This window comes from Streptomyces sp. NPDC053755, from assembly GCF_040677675.1.
In the GTDB taxonomy this organism is placed as follows: Bacteria; Actinomycetota; Actinomycetes; order Streptomycetales; family Streptomycetaceae; genus Streptomyces.
Genome location: NZ_JBFASK010000041.1, coordinates 36,711 through 51,640, shown reverse-complemented (window position 1 = coordinate 51,640; position 14,930 = coordinate 36,711). Strand labels below are relative to the sequence as shown.

Sequence of the window (14,930 nt, the reverse complement as noted above, 5' to 3'; positions counted from 1 at the left end):
CGCACCACGCCGAGGGCGACCAGGTCCTGGGGGCGCAGGCGCAGTTGGTCGGCGCCGTAGCGGCCGGCGGGCGCCGTGCCGAGGCCCTCTTCCCCGGCGCGGGGCCGGGACGAGGCGACCGGTTCTCCTACCAGGGCAGATCCCGGACCTGCTGGACGCACAGGACCACGAACAGCAGACCGGCGGCTCCCAGCATCGCGTTGCTCAGCATCCCGTTGCGCCACTCGGACGGGGTACGGGAGGAGTTGAGCAGCCACAGCAGCGTCAGCGCCAGGAACGGCATGAAGACGGCGCCGATGACTCCGTACACCACGACCAGTCCGAAGGGCTGGTCGAGGAAGAGCAGACTGACCGGGGGGAAGGTGAGCCACAGCAGGTACGCCCGGAAGGGCCGGGACTTCTCGGGAGCCACGCCGGGGCGGGCCAGGGACGGGCGGTACTTCGTCACGAAGTCGGCGAACATCAGGCTCACCCCGTGCCAGACGCCGATCAGCGAGGTGAAGGACGTGGCGAAGAAGCCGATCAGGAAGAGCTTCGCGGTCGCCGCGCCGTAGCGTTCCTCCAGGACGGTGCTGAGGTCGAGCAGCCCCCTGTCGCCCTTCGCCAGGGCCACGCCGGACGAGTGCAGCAGCTCCGCGCCGACGAAGAGCATGGCCACCACGAAGATGCCGGTGGTGAGGTAGGCGACGCGGTTGTCGAGCCGCATCACCTTCATCCAGCTCGGGTTGTTCCAGCCCTTGGCGTTGACCCAGTAGCCGTAGGCGGCGAGGGTGATCGTGCCGCCGACGCCGCCGATCAGGCCCAGCGTGTAGAACAGCGACCCGTCCGGTAGCGCGGGCACGAGGCCGGCGACGGCGGAGTCGAGGCGGGGCGTGACCCTGATCGCGAGGTAGACGGTGACCACGAACATCACCCCGACCAGGACCGTCATCAGCTTCTCGAAGACGGCGTACTGGTTGAACCAGACGAAGGCCAGGCCCACCAGGCCGCACAGCACGGCCCACACCTTGAGGTCCATCAGGTCGGGGAAGAGCGCGGCGAGCGGGAGCGCGCTGGAGGACATCGCCGCGGCGCCGTAGACGAAGCCCCAGACGACGACGTACCCCGCGAAGTAGACGGTGGTCCAGGAGCCGAGGCTGCGCCAGCCGTCGAAGAGCGTGCGGCCGGTGGAGAGGTGCCAGCGGCCCGCGGCCTCGGCGAGCGAGATCTTGACGAGGCACCCGATCACCGCCGCCCACAGCAGGGTGTAGCCGAACTTGCCGCCCGCGATGAGGGTGGCGACGAGGTCGCCGGCGCCGACACCGGTCGCCGCCACGACGATGCCCGGCCCGATGGAACGCCAACTCGCCTTGCGCGGCGCCTCCTTGCCGCTGCCCGTGGTCTCGGTCTGGGTGATGTCTGCCATGCGTGGCCGCCTTCCCGTTCGCCCCAGAGGTCGTCAGGTCACCAAAACGGGTCCGAGGCGGTCGCGCAAGAGGACCCGCCCGCGCCCGCGGAGGCGCGCGGTCCGCCCGACGGCCGCGACGCCCCGTCTCCGGGTCCTGCCTCAGGGGCTTCGTCCCCCCTGTCCCGGTTGCCTCGGGCGTAGCGGCCCGGGGCGCAGCCCACGATCCGCTCGAAGTGCCGGGTGAGGTGCGACTGGTCGTGCGAACCGGAAGCGGACGCGACCTCCGCCGCAGGCCGCCCGTCGAGCGGGAGCCGGCGGGCGCGGTCGACCCGGCGGGCCGTCACGTACCGGTGCGGCGCGACATCGAACGCGCGGCCGGACGCCCGCACCGGGTGCGTCGGGTGCGCGTGCCCCACCGTCGCCGGCTCGTCCAGGGTGATCCCCTGGACGAGGCGCTCGCCGAGGAGGTCCCGCAGACGGTGGCCACGCCGCGGTCGGCCCGCGACGGCCGGCCGAGCCGGGGTCCGGAGGTACGGACAGTGACCACCCCGCCCCCACGGTCGCCACCGGCGCGAACGCACATGCGAACGTCGCGGAAGCGGTCGGACGGCGGCGCGCGGGTCCGTGGTGCGGCCTCGTCGACGGGTCGCGCCTCCCGGTCTCCGGGCCCGTAGGCGAATTCCGGTCAGGCTTGAACTCCGCGCAGGGCAAGGGCCTTTCCGTGGCTTCGCCCTCCTCCGTTCTACCTTGCGAGGGTGCGCCGACGGGTTTCGGCCGAGTGTTCTCGGCCTGGCGTGCGGAGGGTGATACCAGAGCGGGACGCTTTGCGGGCGAGTTTGTCAACTGCGCACTCCACATGAGCGGTTGACGACTACAGTGTGTGCTTGGTGATCATCGGTAGCCTCATCGCAACCACGTATGACCGACCCCCTCAGTACATTTCGCAGTACGCCGATTCCTGGGCACGTACCAAGGACACTCATGTCTCAACTTCGCGCACCCGCCTCGCGGTCCGACCGCCGCGAGGGCGGGCGGCACGGCCGGTCAGGCGCCCGCTCCGCTCCCCCCACCGGGGCTCCCCAGCCCGCGCAGCGCTCCGCGCCGCCGCCGGCGGAGGCCCGCATACGCTCCCAACTCCTGCGCACCTCCGTGCTCCCCGTGGTCGCGGTGGCACTCGGCGGCGCCGCCGCCGTGCTCTTCACCATCCGCTCCACCGGCGCGGGCCCGACCCCCGGGCTCTGGGCCGCGCTGACCGGAGCCGCCGCCCTCACCATCGCCTCCGTCACCGCGGCCGCCCTCGGCGCCGACCGGGCCGCCAGGGGTGTCCTCGACCGGTGCAACTCCCTGCGCCGCTCCAGCGCCCGGGGGCAGAGCGAGCTGCGCGCGATCGTCGAGCAGCTGCGGCGCGGCGAAGGCCCGCCGGCCCGCCCCGCGGCCCCTCCGGCCGCCGGGTCCGGCGACGAGTTCGACCTGCTCGGGCAGGAGCTGTCCCGCTCGCACGAGGCCGCCGTGGCCGCCGTGGTCCAGGCGTCCCGCCTCTCCAGCAGCGTCGGCAACGAACAGAAGGTCGAGGTCTTCGTCAACCTCGCCCGAAGGCTTCAGTCCCTCGTGCACCGCGAGATCCAGCTCCTCGACGAGCTGGAGAACGAGGTCGAGGACCCGGAGCTGCTGAAGGGTCTGTTCCACGTCGACCACCTGGCCACCCGGATCCGCCGCCACGCCGAGAACCTCGCGGTGCTCGGCGGCGCCATCTCCCGGCGCCAGTGGTCGAACCCGGTGACCATGACCGAGGTGCTGCGCTCCTCCATCGCCGAGGTCGAGCAGTACCCGCGCGTGAAGCTCGTCCCGCCCATCGACGGCACCCTGCGGGGCCACGCCGTCGCCGACGTCATCCACCTCCTCGCCGAACTGGTCGAGAACGCGACGCTGTTCTCCGCACCGCACACCACCGTGCTGCTGCGCGCGCAGTACGTCACCGCCGGCCTCGCCATCGAGGTCGAGGACCGCGGTCTGGGCATGCCGGTCACCGAGCAGAACAAGATGAACGCCCTGCTCGCCGACCCCGACCAGGTGAACGTGGCCCACCTGCTCCAGGACGGCCGTATCGGGCTCTTCGTCGTCTCGGCCCTCGCACGACGCCACGGCATCGCCGTGCGCCTCCAGTCGAACATCTACGGCGGTGTCCAGGCCGTGCTCGTGCTGCCGCAGGGGCTGCTCGGCGCCGACCCCGAAGGGCTGGCCGCGAACGACCGGCAGGCGACGGGCGCCGCGGCACAGGCCCAGGCCGCCGCCCAGGGGCAGCCGACGGCCATGCCCCAGCGCCGGCCCCAGGCCGTGGCCCCCGCGCACGCGGTCCCCGCCCCGGTGCCGCAGCCGGCCCCCGTGGGGGCGCCTCCCGTGCCCGTGTCCGTACAGGCCCAGGCCCCCGCTTCCCTGACCACGACGCCCGCGCCCGGACCCGTACCGCCGTCCTACCCGCCCCAGGCCTTCCCCGCGTCCGCGCCGCCGCACCGGCCCGCGCCCGCCGGTGAGCCGTTCCCGTCCGAGCGGTCCCGTACGGGGGGCGCCCCCCTCCCGCCGCAGGCGCCGCCCGTCCACCGTCCACAGGCGGCGAGCAAGCCCTCCCTTCCCAAGCGGCGGGCCCAGGAACACCTCGTCCCGCAGCTGCGCGACGAACCCGCGGGCCGCAAGCCCGAGGAACCCGCTCTGCACGACCCGGGTCTGATGGCCGCGTTCCAGCGCGGCATCGGACTCGCCGAATCCCAGCCCTCCCCCCAAGAACCGCGGCGTCACGGCGACGCGCACAAGGAGTAGATGCACCATGGCGAGCAATGCGCCGCACGGCCATTCCTCGGATCTCGACTGGCTGCTGAGCGGTCTGGTCCAGCGGGTTCCGTACACCCGCAACGCTGTACTGCTCTCCTCCGACGGCCTGGTGAAATCCGTCCACGGCCTCGACACCGACGCCGCCGACCACATGGCCGCGCTGGCCTCCGGGCTGTACTCGCTCGGCCGCAGCGCCGGCGCGCGGTTCGGCGACGGCGGTGAGGTGCGGCAGGTGGTGGTCGAGCTCGACTCCACCCTGCTGTTCGTCTCCACGGCCGGCTCCGGCACGTGCCTCGCCGTGCTCGCCGGGCGCGAGGCGGACGCCGCCGTCCTGGGGTACGAGATGGCGATGCTCGTCAAGAGCGTACGGCCGTATCTGGTCACCCCCGCCCGGCAGGCGGCGGGCGCGGCGGGCATCCCGGGGCGGTGAGCATGACGTCCTCGCAGGAGGGGCCCTGGCTCGACGACGCGGCCGGCCGGCTCATCCGTCCGTACACCGTCAGCGGTGGCCGGACCAGGCCCACCACCGCGCTGGACCTCCTCTCCATGGTGATGGCGACCGGCTCCTCCCCGCAGCCCCACATGGGTCCCGAGCACGACATGGCCCTCGGCCTGTGCGACGGACCCACCTCGGTGGCGGAGATCGCGGCGCACTTACGGCTCCCGGCAGTCGTCACCAAGGTCCTGATCTCCGATCTCGTGGACTGCGGGGCGGTCACCGCCCGGGCGCCCCGCTTCCACGCCAACCCAACCGACCGTTCCCTGCTGGAGGCAGTGCTCGATGGCCTACGACAACGGCTCTGAGCGCCACGAGACCATGGCGGCCGACCCGTTCCCCACCGCGCTGAAGATCCTGGTGGCGGGCGGTTTCGGCGTGGGCAAGACCACCTTCGTGGGCGCGGTCAGCGAGATCGAACCGCTGAGCACCGAAGAGCTGCTCACCCAGGTCAGCGCGGCCACCGACAGCCTGGAGGGCGTCGAGTCCAAGACCACGACCACCGTGGCGATGGACTTCGGGCGGATCACCCTCGACGACCGCCATGTGCTGTACCTCTTCGGCACTCCCGGCCAGGAGCGCTTCTGGTTCATGTGGGACGAGCTCTCCGAGGGCGCGCTGGGAGCGGTCGTCCTCGCCGACACCCGCCGTCTGCAGGACTGCTTCTCCGCGGTCGACTTCTTCGAGCGGCGCGGCATCGGCTTCGTGGTGGCCGTCAACGAGTTCGACGGCGCTCACCGTTACGAGCCCGACGAGGTGCGGGCCGCGCTCGACCTCAAGCCGGACGTCCCGGTCGTCCTGTGCGACGCCCGGATCTCCAGCGCCGGCATCCGTACGCTGCTCACCCTCGTCCAGCACCTGCTCACCACCATCCCGGCCGCCGTGCCGAGCTACGGAGCACCGTCATGACCTACGACCCCACCGGGCACATGCTGCTGACCCCCGTCGACCGGGAGGCCCCCACGCGTGTGCGGCGCCTGCGTGAACTGGGGATCGGCGAGCGTCCCGAGCAGGCCTTCGACGAGTTCGCCCACCGGCTCGCGGACGTGACCGGCGCCCCCTACTCGATGGTCAACTTCATCGACGAGAACCGGCAGTTCTTCGCAGGGCTGCACACCCCGGCGGGGACGCACTCGGGAAGCGACCTGGGCGCGGCGGCCGCCGGGGGCAACGTCGGCCGGTTCATGGCCCGCGACCACGGCTACTGCCCGCACGTGGTGGTGCGGCGCAAGGCCCTGGTCCTGGAGGACGTCTGCGACTACCCGCGCTTCGCGGGCAACCCGGTGGTGGACGAGATCGGCATCCGCTCCTACATGGGGGCGCCGCTGATCGACCGTACGGGAGTGGCGCTGGGCACGATCTGCGTGGTCGACACCGACGTACGGCCGTGGGGCCGGGCCGGCCTGGAGACGATCAAGGCTCTGGCGGCCGAGCTGGTGGAGCAGATCCACCGCCGCGAGGACGGCCTGATCTGACCCGAGGCCGGCGCAAGCCCCGGCACGGCGGGCGGCCGTGCCGGAGGGCGGTGCACCGGGGCGGTGCGCCGCCCACGGATCAGGCGTGCGCGGGCTCCAGCCTGAGCAGCTCGGACAGCCTTTCCGACCAGCTGCCCTTCGCCGTGCCGAGGGCGACCTCCGCGAGGCGCAACAGCTGGATGTCGGAGGTGCCGGCGGGCGCGAAGATGTGGTGCGCGTCGCGGAGGTAGCGCTCGATGGGGCGGTCCGTGAAGAGTCCGGCGGCGGCGTGGATCTCCATCGCGTTGCGCGCGGAGTCGAGTGCCGACTCGACGTTCACCAGCTTGGCGTTCATCAGCTCGGCGTCGCAGGACAGTCCCCGGTCGAGCAGGTGCACGGCGTGGTACGCGGCCAGCCGGGCGGTCATCAGCCGGGACTGGATCTGGCCCAGCTTGAGCTTCACGGAGGGGAGTTCGTGGAGCGGTTTGCCGTAGCGATGGCGCTCGACGGTGAAGCGCGTGGTCTCCTCCATGATCGCCTGGTGGATGCCGAGCGAGACGGCGGTGAGATTGGCGCGGCCGTACAGCACGCTGGAGGAGTACGCCACGGAGAGCCCGTCGCCCTCGTCGCCCAGTCGGTTGGAGGCCGGGATCCGGCAGTCCTCGAAGACGAGTTCGCCGAAGCTGAAGCCGTGCAGGCCCATGGCGGGCGCTTGAGGGCCGGTCCTGAAGCCGGGGCGGTCGGATTCCACCAGGAAGGCCGTGAGCCCCTTCGAGCCGGGACCGGTCCTGACGACGACGCCGTGCAGATCGCCGACGTGGCTGTTGCCGACGAACACCTTGCTGCCGTTGAGGATGTAGTCGTCCCCGGAGCGGACCGCGCTCGCGGTCATGCCCAGGACGTGTCCGCCGGACTCCGGCTCGGTGACCGCGATGGTGGGCAGGCATTCCCCGGCGGCGATGGCGGGGAGCCAGGTCTTGCGTTGCTCGTCGCTGCCGAAATGGACGATTTTGGCGGTGCCCAGTTGCGAGGCCTGGACCATGGCGCCCATGGCGCCGCTGACGCGGGAGAGTTCCTCGATAATGATCGTCTTGGCGAGATGTCCCGCTCCCATTCCACCGTATTCCTGGCTGATCGTCGCTCCCAGCCAGCCTTGTCGGGCGATCATCCGGGAGAGTTCACGGTGGACGGAACGGGACGCCTCCATATCGGGTATTCGCGGCCGGACCTCACTCTCCGCGAAGTCGCGGACCGTCTCCCTGATTCGGTGATGGAGCCGGCTGCTGAAATAGCTGTCCATGCGAGTCCTCCCCTGCGACATTCCTGCTCGTTCGTCTGTTCGAGCAGGTGGTGCATCGGCAGTGGTCCCGTCCCGAACAGGCCGACCACTTCATGGTGTTGATCTTTCGGGAGTGGAGCAATATCGCCACGGACTTTGTCTGAAAGCCGAGTGGTTGACGATTAAATGTGTCTGTGTTTCGGGTGGTCTCGGCCTGCTCGGTCCGGCTCGCGCGGCATTCCTGGTGGGCATCTTTCTGCCACATGCCAACGGCACGCGAATGACGGGTATATGACGAGAAGCCGTCCGAGGCGGTCTCAGGCGTCTCCCTTTCACCATCCGGGTCTCTCCTCGGGGCCCGCCGCGCGTCCCGAGGGCGCGGATGGCGCGCGGGGGAGAGGGCGCGGGCACCCTCCGGTGGAGAGCGCGGGCGCGGCGCGCGGAGGCGCGGATCGGCGCTCGGCTGCGTCACGGGGAGTGACGGGCGCACACTCCGGCGCGCACGCGCCCGGTGAGGCCGGCCCGTCGCGCGCCGCGCACGACCGTAAAGCGGTTCGTGAGCACCCGGGGAAGTGCGGTATTGTTCTCATGCGCGTTCGGCCGGGGGAAACCCCAGGTCAGCGGGGCTCGGGACGTGGCGCAGCTTGGTAGCGCACTTGACTGGGGGTCAAGGGGTCGCAGGTTCAAATCCTGTCGTCCCGACTCGTAAGAGTCGCAGGTCAGAGGCTGTATCGGAGGAATCCGGTACGGCCTCTGATGCGTTTCCGGGCGGTGCGGGCCGGCGGGGTCCGGCCGGGGGAGCACCGGTGCCCGGAGAGGCCGGAGCACCGGCCATTCGGAGCTGTCACCCGTTCGCCGAGCTGCCCGGGCGGCCGACCCGGAGGACGATAGAAGCTGTCGGGCCCGGCGCCAGGCCCACGGGCCCCGCCGGGTACTCCTCGGAGAGGGCCTCCGGTGGCCGGTGGACGGAGGGAGACCTGACGTGGACGCGGACGCGGCTGACGCCTTCGGGGCCGCCACACCGTCCGAGCCGGGAGGCCTGCTGGACACGCTGGGCGTGGCGGCGGTGGTGCTGGACGCCGACGGCCGGATCCGGCTCTGGAGCCCCCAGGCGCACGAGCTGTTCGGCTGGAGCGCCGACGAGGCGCTCGGCCGGTACGCGGCGCACATGCTGGTGTCCGAGGACGACTCGGGCCTCGCCCTGGACCTCTTCGCCCAGGTCATGGAAGGCGGAGGCAGTTGGTCGGGGGTCTTCCCGATCCGGCACAAGGACGGGTCGAACCGGCTCGTCGAGTTCCGCAACATGCGGCTGACGGACCGGGACGGCGCGCTGTACGCCCTCGGCATCGCCGCCGACCACACCGTCGTCCGGGGCATCGAGCGGAACCTCGCGCTCTCGGCGCAGCTGGTGGCCCAGTCCCCGACGGGAGTGGCGGTGGCCGACACCGACCTGAGGCTCGTCCTGGTCAACGGCGCCCTCGAACGGATCACCGGCCGGTCCGCCGACAGCTGCCTGGGCCGCCCCGCCGCCGATCACCTGCCGTTCGAGGACCGCGACGACGTCGAGGCGGCGATGCGGCAGGTCCTGGAGAGCGGGACGCCCCTGCTGAGCCGGGCCTCGACCGAGCGCGCCCCGGCCCGCGGAGAGGACGGCCGCGCCTGGCGGGTGTCGTACTTCCGTCTCGAGGGCTCCACCGGCCGGGTGATCGGGGTCGCCGTGACCATGATCGACGTCACCGAGCAGTTCCGGGCCGACCAGCGCAGCGCCCAGGCCCGACGGCGCCTGGCCCTCATCGCCGACGCCTCCACCCGGATCGGGACCACCCTCGACCTGGAACAGACCGCCCGCGAGCTCGCCGACACCGTCGTCCCCGACCTCGCCGACATCGCCGCCGTCGACGTCCTCGACACGGTCATCCAGGCCCGGAGCACCACGCGCGCCCCCACCGCCCCCGCCCACTTCCGGGCCCTCGCGGTCAAGACCGCCTACCCCACCAGCGCCGCCGACGCCGCCGACCCCGTCGGGGAGATCACCCGCTACGAGGCCGACCGCCTCGTGACCCGCTGCGTCACCACCGGCCGGACCGTCCACCTGGCCCACGTCGGAGCGGAGGACCTGCCGCACGTCGCCCGCGACGAGCCGGCCGCCACCGTCCTCGCCCACGCCGGCCTCCATTCGTACCTGGCCGTCCCGCTGATCGCCCGCGGCGAGGTGCTGGGCGCGCTCGACCTCAAGCGCGCCCGCAACCCCCAGCCGTTCACCGAGGACGACATCCTCCTCGCCGAGGAGCTCGCCGCACGTGCCGCCGTGTGCATCGACAACGCCCGCTGGTACCAGACCCAGCTCCAGGCGGCCACCACCCTCCAGCGCCACCTGCTGCCGCGCACCCCACCGGACTCGCCCGGCCTGCAAGTGGCCTCCCGCTACCAGCCCGCCGGAGCCGCCGGGCACGCCGGCGGGGACTGGTTCGACATCATCCCCCTCGCCGACGGCACCACCGCCCTGGTCGTGGGGGACGTCATGGGATCCGGCATCAAGGCAGCCGCCACCATGGGGCAACTGCGCACGGCGACCCGCACCCTGGCCCGGCTCGGCCTCCAGCCCGCCGAGATCCTGCGCCACCTCGACCAGCTCACCGGCGAACTCGAGGAGACCATCGCCACCTGCGTCTACGCCCTGTGCGCGCCCTACGCCCAGACCTGCCACATCGCCCTCGCCGGCCACCCCCCGCCGGCCCTGCTCCTGCCGGGGAAGGCGCCCGTGCTCCTGGAGCTGCCCACCGGGGCGCCCCTGGGAGCCGCGGAGGACGTGCTCTTCACGACGACCTCCTTCGCGCTCCCGCCCGGCGCCAGGCTCTTCCTCTACACCGACGGGCTGGTGGAGACCCGCCGCCACTCCATCGACACCCGCATCAACGCCCTCCTCCGCCACCTCACCGGCCCCCGGCTGCCCCTCGAGGCCACCTGCGACCGGCTCCTCGCGGCGCTTCCCGACCCCGAGAGCCACGACGACATCGCCCTCCTCATCGCCGAGGCGACGACGGACGCGCCCCCCGGGCCGCAGAGCGGAACCCCGCCCACCAGGGGGAGCGGCCTTTCCTGAGGACGGCGGCCGGACCACCACCCGCCTCGGGGCGCGACCCGCGACGGTGACCGTCCGGGCCGCCGCGCGCCGTACCGTTCACCCCTGCATCGCGATGTCCTCGAAGGACTCCAGACGGCGCCAGCGGTCCTCCGGCGCCCGCATCGGCGGCATCAGATCCACGTCGGGCAGCGGTCCCAGCTCCAGCTCCGCGATCTCCGCCACGTCCGAGACCGGCACCTGGTACGTACGGAACGGGCCGAGCGGCGGCGGCGCGCCCGCCTTCGCCCCGGCGAGGGCCCGCTCCGCGTCGCGGCCGAGGTCCGGGCTCTGGTCGAGGACGTACGCCGTCGCCGCCAGCGCCCCGTCCTGCATGAACGCGGCCACCTTCCAGAAGCGCAACGGCACCTGGACACCCCGGTAGGGCGGATCCGAGTCCTGGAGCACGGGCCCCGCAAGCACGCACAGCCGTCGGTCGAACGCCGCCACATGGTCCAGGAGATAGGTCTCCAGGCCCTGCCAGAGGCGTCGGCCCTGACCGAGCCCCTCGGCCTCGGGAGAGACCGTGTGCGAGGCCTGGGGAACGGCGTTGGTGGAGAAGAAGGTGTCCGTGTGCGCCTGCCCGGCCTCGGCGACCGTGCCCCACACCGGGTCCTGCCGGCGGACCAGATGGGCGCGCTCCAGGCCGTTGTTCCGGTACAGGTCGTAGCCGGTCTGCCGCTCCTCGGGCAGCCGGGGATCCAGCTCCCACAGATCGTCACGGGCCACGTCCTCCAGGAGCCGCCGGCCCTCGATGCAGACCGCCGTCGACGCCGCGAGCCGCCGGTCCGGCCGGAAGACCACCGTGAAGTGCGTATACGGAAGGATCACCGTCTCCACCGAGGCGCGGGCGGGCAGCGCCAGCGGTACGACGGGTCCGAGGAACGCCTCGTCGTAGCCCGTCCGGTCGGCGAGCGCGTCGCGTCGCGGACCGCCCGCCCGCGGGGAAGGCGGGAAGGGCGGCGGAGTGGAGGGCGGTTCGGTCGGGTTCATACGGAGTAGGTACCGCGCGCGGCGGGCCGCGGTCGGCCCCGGGCCGCAGGCCACTCGTTCAGACCTCCCCCGCGGGCCCGGCTCGTTTCGCCTCCGTGGCCTTCCCGCCGGACTCACGCGGCCGTACGCGCTCGGTTCGTTCGCCGGTGACCGCGCCCGCTCGTCCGCGTTCCCCTACGGCCCCTCCGGGGCGGCCGGCCCGCCCTGCCTCACCCCCGCAGCGCGGTCGCGAGCTGCGCGCGGGAGCGCACGTCGAGCTTCTGGTAGATCCGGGTCAGACGTGCCTCGACCGTCTTCACGCTCAGATAGAGCTTCGCCGCCGCCTCCTGGTTGCTGGCGCCCTGCCCCACCAGCCGGGCGAGCCGCAACTCCGCGTCCGTCAGGGAAGAGAGCGCCGGCAGCGACTCCTCCCCGGCCTCCCCGACCCTGGTCTCGCTGGTCAGGGCCAGCCAGGGCGCCGCGCCGGCCCGCTCGAAGACGGCCGCCGCGGCCTGGAGCGCGCTCTGCGCAGCCGACCGGCGACGACGACGGCGCTCCACCCTGGCCAGGGCGATCAGCGCACGCCCCCCTTCCAGCGGGAGTCCCGCCTCGGCGAACCGCTCGGCGGTGCGGGTCAGCAGCTGCGCGGCCTCGTCGGTCTTCCCGGCCGCTGCCAGGGAGAGGGCGTACGCGCGGTCACAGCCGAGCAGGACGGTCGTGCGGCCCAGGCGCTCCGCGACCGGGCGGACCTCGTCGAGCAGGTCCATCGCCTCCTGCTGCGCGTCGGTGGCCAGCAGCGCCTCCGCCAGCTCCTCGTGCCAGCGGAGCATGGACGGGTCGACGTTGGCCTGGGCGCGCTCGTTGACCTGGACGCGGCGCAGGGTCTCCAAAGCCGAGGCGACGTCGCCGTTGACGAGCTGGACGCGGCCGAGCGCGTACAGGCTGCGGGAGAGGAAGACGCGGTCGCCCTCCTCCTCCGACGCCTGGACACTGCGCCGGGCGTAGCTCGCGGCCCGCCCGAAACTGCCGCCGGCGGTCTCGGCGAGCGCCAGTGTGTACCAGGCGGGGCCGGGGGAGAGCCCGGCTTCGAGGGTGAGCGCCAGCGACTGCCCCGCGTGGGCGAGGGCCGCCGGGCACGCGCCGATCCGGGCCTCGATCGCCGCCAGGGTGGAGAACAGCTCGATCGTGTCCTCGACCGAGCCGCGCCGCTGGACCAGCGGCAGCAACGCGTTCAGCTGGTCGCGGGCGTCGCAGAGGCGATCGTCGAAGAGTGCGTGACGGATCGTCAGGATCTGTGCGGCGTTGCGGATTCCGAGCGGGCGCTCGGCCATCTCCAGTCCGCGGGCCTGGGCGAGGACCGACTCGGCGTCGGGCGACCCCAGCGCCCGCTCCATCCGGGCCTGGACGGTGAGGGCCTGGGCGGCCGTCCGCGGGTCGCCCATCGAGGCCGCCAGGGCCGCGGATTCGACCGCGGCGGCCCGTGAGCGCAGCGGATCGCCTTCCGCCAGAACGTACTTGACGGCCAGTCGGAGCTGGACGGCGGCTCTGAGCGCGGTGTCGCCCTCGGAGTCCTCCATGGCGTGGACGTACATCTCGTCGAGCTCGGTGAGGCCCTGGCCCGCCGTGTCGAGGACGGCGAGCCGGGCCCGCACCCGGTCACAGGGCGCGGCGTCGCGGGCCAGCAGGTCGGTGGCGGCCCGCATCGCGAGGTCCGCGCGGGCGGCGCGGGCGGCCTCCTCGGCCGCGTCGACGAGCCGCACGATGCGCTGCGGGCCGTGCTCGACGGGGGTGGATCCGGCGGCGAGGAGGGCCAGCTCGGCGGCGAGGGCGCTGTTGCCGCGGCGGCGCGCGAGGTCGGCGGCCGCGGCGACCTCGGCCGCGAGGGCCTCGTCCGGGACGTCGGTGGCGAGCGCCCGGTGCCGTACCGCTTCGACCGAGTCGTCCACGACCTCGGCGAGCGCCGCGTGTCCGGCGCTGCGCTCGGCCCAGCAGGCGTCGTGGACCAGGGTCGAGGGCAGCAGGCCGGCCGTGAAGGTGACCGTGCCGTCCTCTGCCAGGGAGACGAGATCGGCGCGTTCGGCGGCCGCGAGGTCCGCCTCCGCGTTCGGCCGGCCGGCCCGGCGGATCAGCGCCGCGGAGGGGCGCAGCGCGAGCGCGGCGAGCAGCAGGGTCTCGCGGACGGCGGGCGGCGCGGTGCCGAGCAGCTGCCGGGCCAGGTCGCGGGCCCTGCCGGACAGGGTGAGCGCCTCGGCGTGGTGGACGGGCGTGCGGGCGTCGGCCAGCGACCGTCCGACGGCGAGGGCCAGGCGGGGGTTGCCGCCGCTGGCCTTGTGGATGCGCCCCGCCATGCGGGAGGGCAGCCGGTGGTGGATGAGGAGTTCGGCGATCTCATCGGCCTGCAACGGGGGGACGAGAAGGATGTCGGCCTCCGACGGCACCCAGAGATCGGTGTCGTGCGCGTCCTGGGATCCGTACGCCTCGGGGGTCTCGACGGCGATGACGCGGAGCGCGGGCGGGGCGAGGTGGAGGGCGAAGCGCAGCAGGTCGGCGCTGTCGGCGTCGATGTGCTGGACGCCGTCGACGACGAGCAGGGCAGGGCCGCGTGCGGTGAGCGCGCGCAGGATCTGGGCGATGCCCAGGCGCAGGGCGATCGGGTCCCAACCACCCTCGTGCAGCGGGGCTTCCCGGCACAGCATGGCGACGGCGGTCCGCTGGGGGCCGGGGAGACCGTCGAAGGCGCCGGACGCCGTCGCGCCGAGCGGGGCTCCCGCGGTGTACCCGGGCGCGGGGTGGGTGCCGGAGGGCGGCGCGTGGCCCGTCCAGGCGGCGGTGTGGCCTGCGGCATGGGTGCCGCTCCCGGACGCGGCCGCCGCTCCGCCCGGGACCGGTGCGTCCGGGCCGCCGGGGACGAGGGTGTCGCCCCTGGACTGTCCCGGTATCGCCGTTCGCCCTGCGGCGTGGTCGGCGCGGTTTCCGTGGGCGCCCGTCACTGCCTCCGGGGAAACGGTCTCCGCCGCCGGGGGCATGTCGGGCCAGGTCACCGTCGCCGCGACGGAGGCGACGAGCGCGGCCGCCGTCGCGCCCGGTATGTCGCGGTCCGCGGGGAGGGTGGGGAGCCACAGGACGGTCTCGCCGCGGGCCTCGGCCCGGGCGGCCTCGGCGAGGGCGACCTCGGTCTTGCCGACCCCGGCGGGTCCGGTCAGCAGGGCACGGCCCCGTGTGTGCAGCACGCGTTCGAGACGTGCGAGAAGCTCCTCGCGGCCCACCGGCGCGGGGGGTCCCCCCATGCCCGCAGGGAGGTGCGGCGTTGTCGTCACGTTGTCCACCACCCTCCGGCGCACTCGGGCCCGGCCCCTGAGCCCCGTGGGGCAGAGAATACGGAGCGTACGGGCGCA

At 73.3% G+C, this 14,930-nt stretch carries 10 protein-coding genes, 1 tRNA gene and 1 pseudogene; 7 read left to right on the top strand and 5 right to left on the bottom strand.

Annotation, left to right across the window (positions count from 1 at the left end):
* Positions 1 to 127 precede the first annotated feature (127 nt).
* Together AB0K65_RS28460 and AB0K65_RS28455 are read right to left on the bottom strand one after the other, a co-directional pair.
* Positions 128 to 1,405: an Nramp family divalent metal transporter gene (locus AB0K65_RS28460; protein ID WP_365721442.1), complete on the bottom strand. Its 1,278-nt coding sequence runs from the start codon at positions 1,403 to 1,405 to the stop codon at positions 128 to 130.
* A gap of 38 nt (positions 1,406 to 1,443) precedes the next feature.
* Positions 1,444 to 1,866: pseudogene (locus AB0K65_RS28455) on the bottom strand (AraC family transcriptional regulator); the annotation flags it as partial.
* Positions 1,867 to 2,368: 502 nt separating this feature from the next.
* Between AB0K65_RS28455 and AB0K65_RS28450 the strand changes: the two are divergent.
* Genes AB0K65_RS28450 through AB0K65_RS28430 form a run of 5 tightly spaced genes read left to right on the top strand, consistent with a single transcriptional unit; the run spans position 2,369 to position 6,184 of the window.
* Positions 2,369 to 4,201: an ATP-binding protein gene (locus tag AB0K65_RS28450; protein ID WP_365721440.1), complete on the top strand. Its 1,833-nt coding sequence runs from the start codon at positions 2,369 to 2,371 to the stop codon at positions 4,199 to 4,201.
* A 7-nt stretch (positions 4,202 to 4,208) separates the two neighbouring features.
* Positions 4,209 to 4,643 (top strand): roadblock/LC7 domain-containing protein, encoded by a 435-nt coding sequence (locus AB0K65_RS28445; RefSeq protein ID WP_365721438.1) that lies wholly within the window; start codon positions 4,209 to 4,211, stop codon positions 4,641 to 4,643.
* Positions 4,644 to 4,645: 2 nt separating this feature from the next.
* Positions 4,646 to 5,017: a DUF742 domain-containing protein gene (locus AB0K65_RS28440; RefSeq protein WP_365721436.1), complete on the top strand. Its 372-nt coding sequence runs from the start codon at positions 4,646 to 4,648 to the stop codon at positions 5,015 to 5,017.
* Complete coding sequence (locus AB0K65_RS28435; protein WP_365721434.1) at positions 4,995 to 5,618, top strand: ATP/GTP-binding protein; 624 nt, start codon at positions 4,995 to 4,997, stop codon at positions 5,616 to 5,618. Before AB0K65_RS28440 ends, AB0K65_RS28435 begins: the two co-directional genes overlap by 23 nt.
* Positions 5,615 to 6,184: a GAF domain-containing protein gene (locus tag AB0K65_RS28430; RefSeq protein WP_365721432.1), complete on the top strand. Its 570-nt coding sequence runs from the start codon at positions 5,615 to 5,617 to the stop codon at positions 6,182 to 6,184. The genes AB0K65_RS28435 and AB0K65_RS28430 overlap by 4 nt, the downstream gene beginning before the upstream one ends.
* A 79-nt stretch (positions 6,185 to 6,263) precedes the next feature.
* Here AB0K65_RS28430 and AB0K65_RS28425 read toward each other — a convergent pair whose 3' ends face one another.
* Positions 6,264 to 7,463, bottom strand: coding sequence for an acyl-CoA dehydrogenase family protein (locus AB0K65_RS28425; protein ID WP_365721430.1), 1,200 nt, complete (start codon positions 7,461 to 7,463; stop codon positions 6,264 to 6,266).
* Between the two features lie 607 nt (positions 7,464 to 8,070).
* Between AB0K65_RS28425 and AB0K65_RS28420 the strand changes: the two genes are divergently transcribed.
* Positions 8,071 to 8,144: transfer RNA gene (locus AB0K65_RS28420), tRNA-Pro, on the top strand.
* A gap of 280 nt (positions 8,145 to 8,424) precedes the next feature.
* On the top strand, positions 8,425 to 10,545 hold the full coding sequence (locus AB0K65_RS28415) for a SpoIIE family protein phosphatase (protein WP_365721428.1): 2,121 nt from the start codon (positions 8,425 to 8,427) through the stop codon (positions 10,543 to 10,545).
* A gap of 78 nt (positions 10,546 to 10,623) precedes the next feature.
* Here AB0K65_RS28415 and AB0K65_RS28410 read toward each other — a convergent pair whose 3' ends face one another.
* Both AB0K65_RS28410 and AB0K65_RS28405 read right to left on the bottom strand, forming a co-directional pair.
* Positions 10,624 to 11,556: a DNA/RNA non-specific endonuclease gene (locus AB0K65_RS28410; RefSeq protein WP_365721426.1), complete on the bottom strand. Its 933-nt coding sequence runs from the start codon at positions 11,554 to 11,556 to the stop codon at positions 10,624 to 10,626.
* 209 nt (positions 11,557 to 11,765) lie between these two features.
* Positions 11,766 to 14,822: a LuxR C-terminal-related transcriptional regulator gene (locus tag AB0K65_RS28405; protein ID WP_365721424.1), complete on the bottom strand. Its 3,057-nt coding sequence runs from the start codon at positions 14,820 to 14,822 to the stop codon at positions 11,766 to 11,768.
* Positions 14,823 to 14,930 lie beyond the last annotated feature (108 nt).

Bases quoted from the DNA above. Each gene is read 5' to 3' on its own strand.
- AB0K65_RS28405 (WP_365721424.1), bottom strand. From the start codon at position 14,822: ATGGGGGGACCCCCCGCGCCGGTGGGCCGCGAGGAGCTTCTCGCACGT.
- AB0K65_RS28445 (WP_365721438.1), top strand. From the start codon at position 4,209: ATGGCGAGCAATGCGCCGCACGGCCATTCCTCGGATCTCGACTGGCTG.
- AB0K65_RS28440 (WP_365721436.1), top strand. From the start codon at position 4,646: ATGACGTCCTCGCAGGAGGGGCCCTGGCTCGACGACGCGGCCGGCCGG.
- AB0K65_RS28425 (WP_365721430.1), bottom strand. From the start codon at position 7,463: ATGGACAGCTATTTCAGCAGCCGGCTCCATCACCGAATCAGGGAGACG.
- AB0K65_RS28410 (WP_365721426.1), bottom strand. From the start codon at position 11,556: ATGAACCCGACCGAACCGCCCTCCACTCCGCCGCCCTTCCCGCCTTCC.
- AB0K65_RS28430 (WP_365721432.1), top strand. From the start codon at position 5,615: ATGACCTACGACCCCACCGGGCACATGCTGCTGACCCCCGTCGACCGG.
- AB0K65_RS28460 (WP_365721442.1), bottom strand. From the start codon at position 1,405: ATGGCAGACATCACCCAGACCGAGACCACGGGCAGCGGCAAGGAGGCG.
- AB0K65_RS28435 (WP_365721434.1), top strand. From the start codon at position 4,995: ATGGCCTACGACAACGGCTCTGAGCGCCACGAGACCATGGCGGCCGAC.
- AB0K65_RS28450 (WP_365721440.1), top strand. From the start codon at position 2,369: ATGTCTCAACTTCGCGCACCCGCCTCGCGGTCCGACCGCCGCGAGGGC.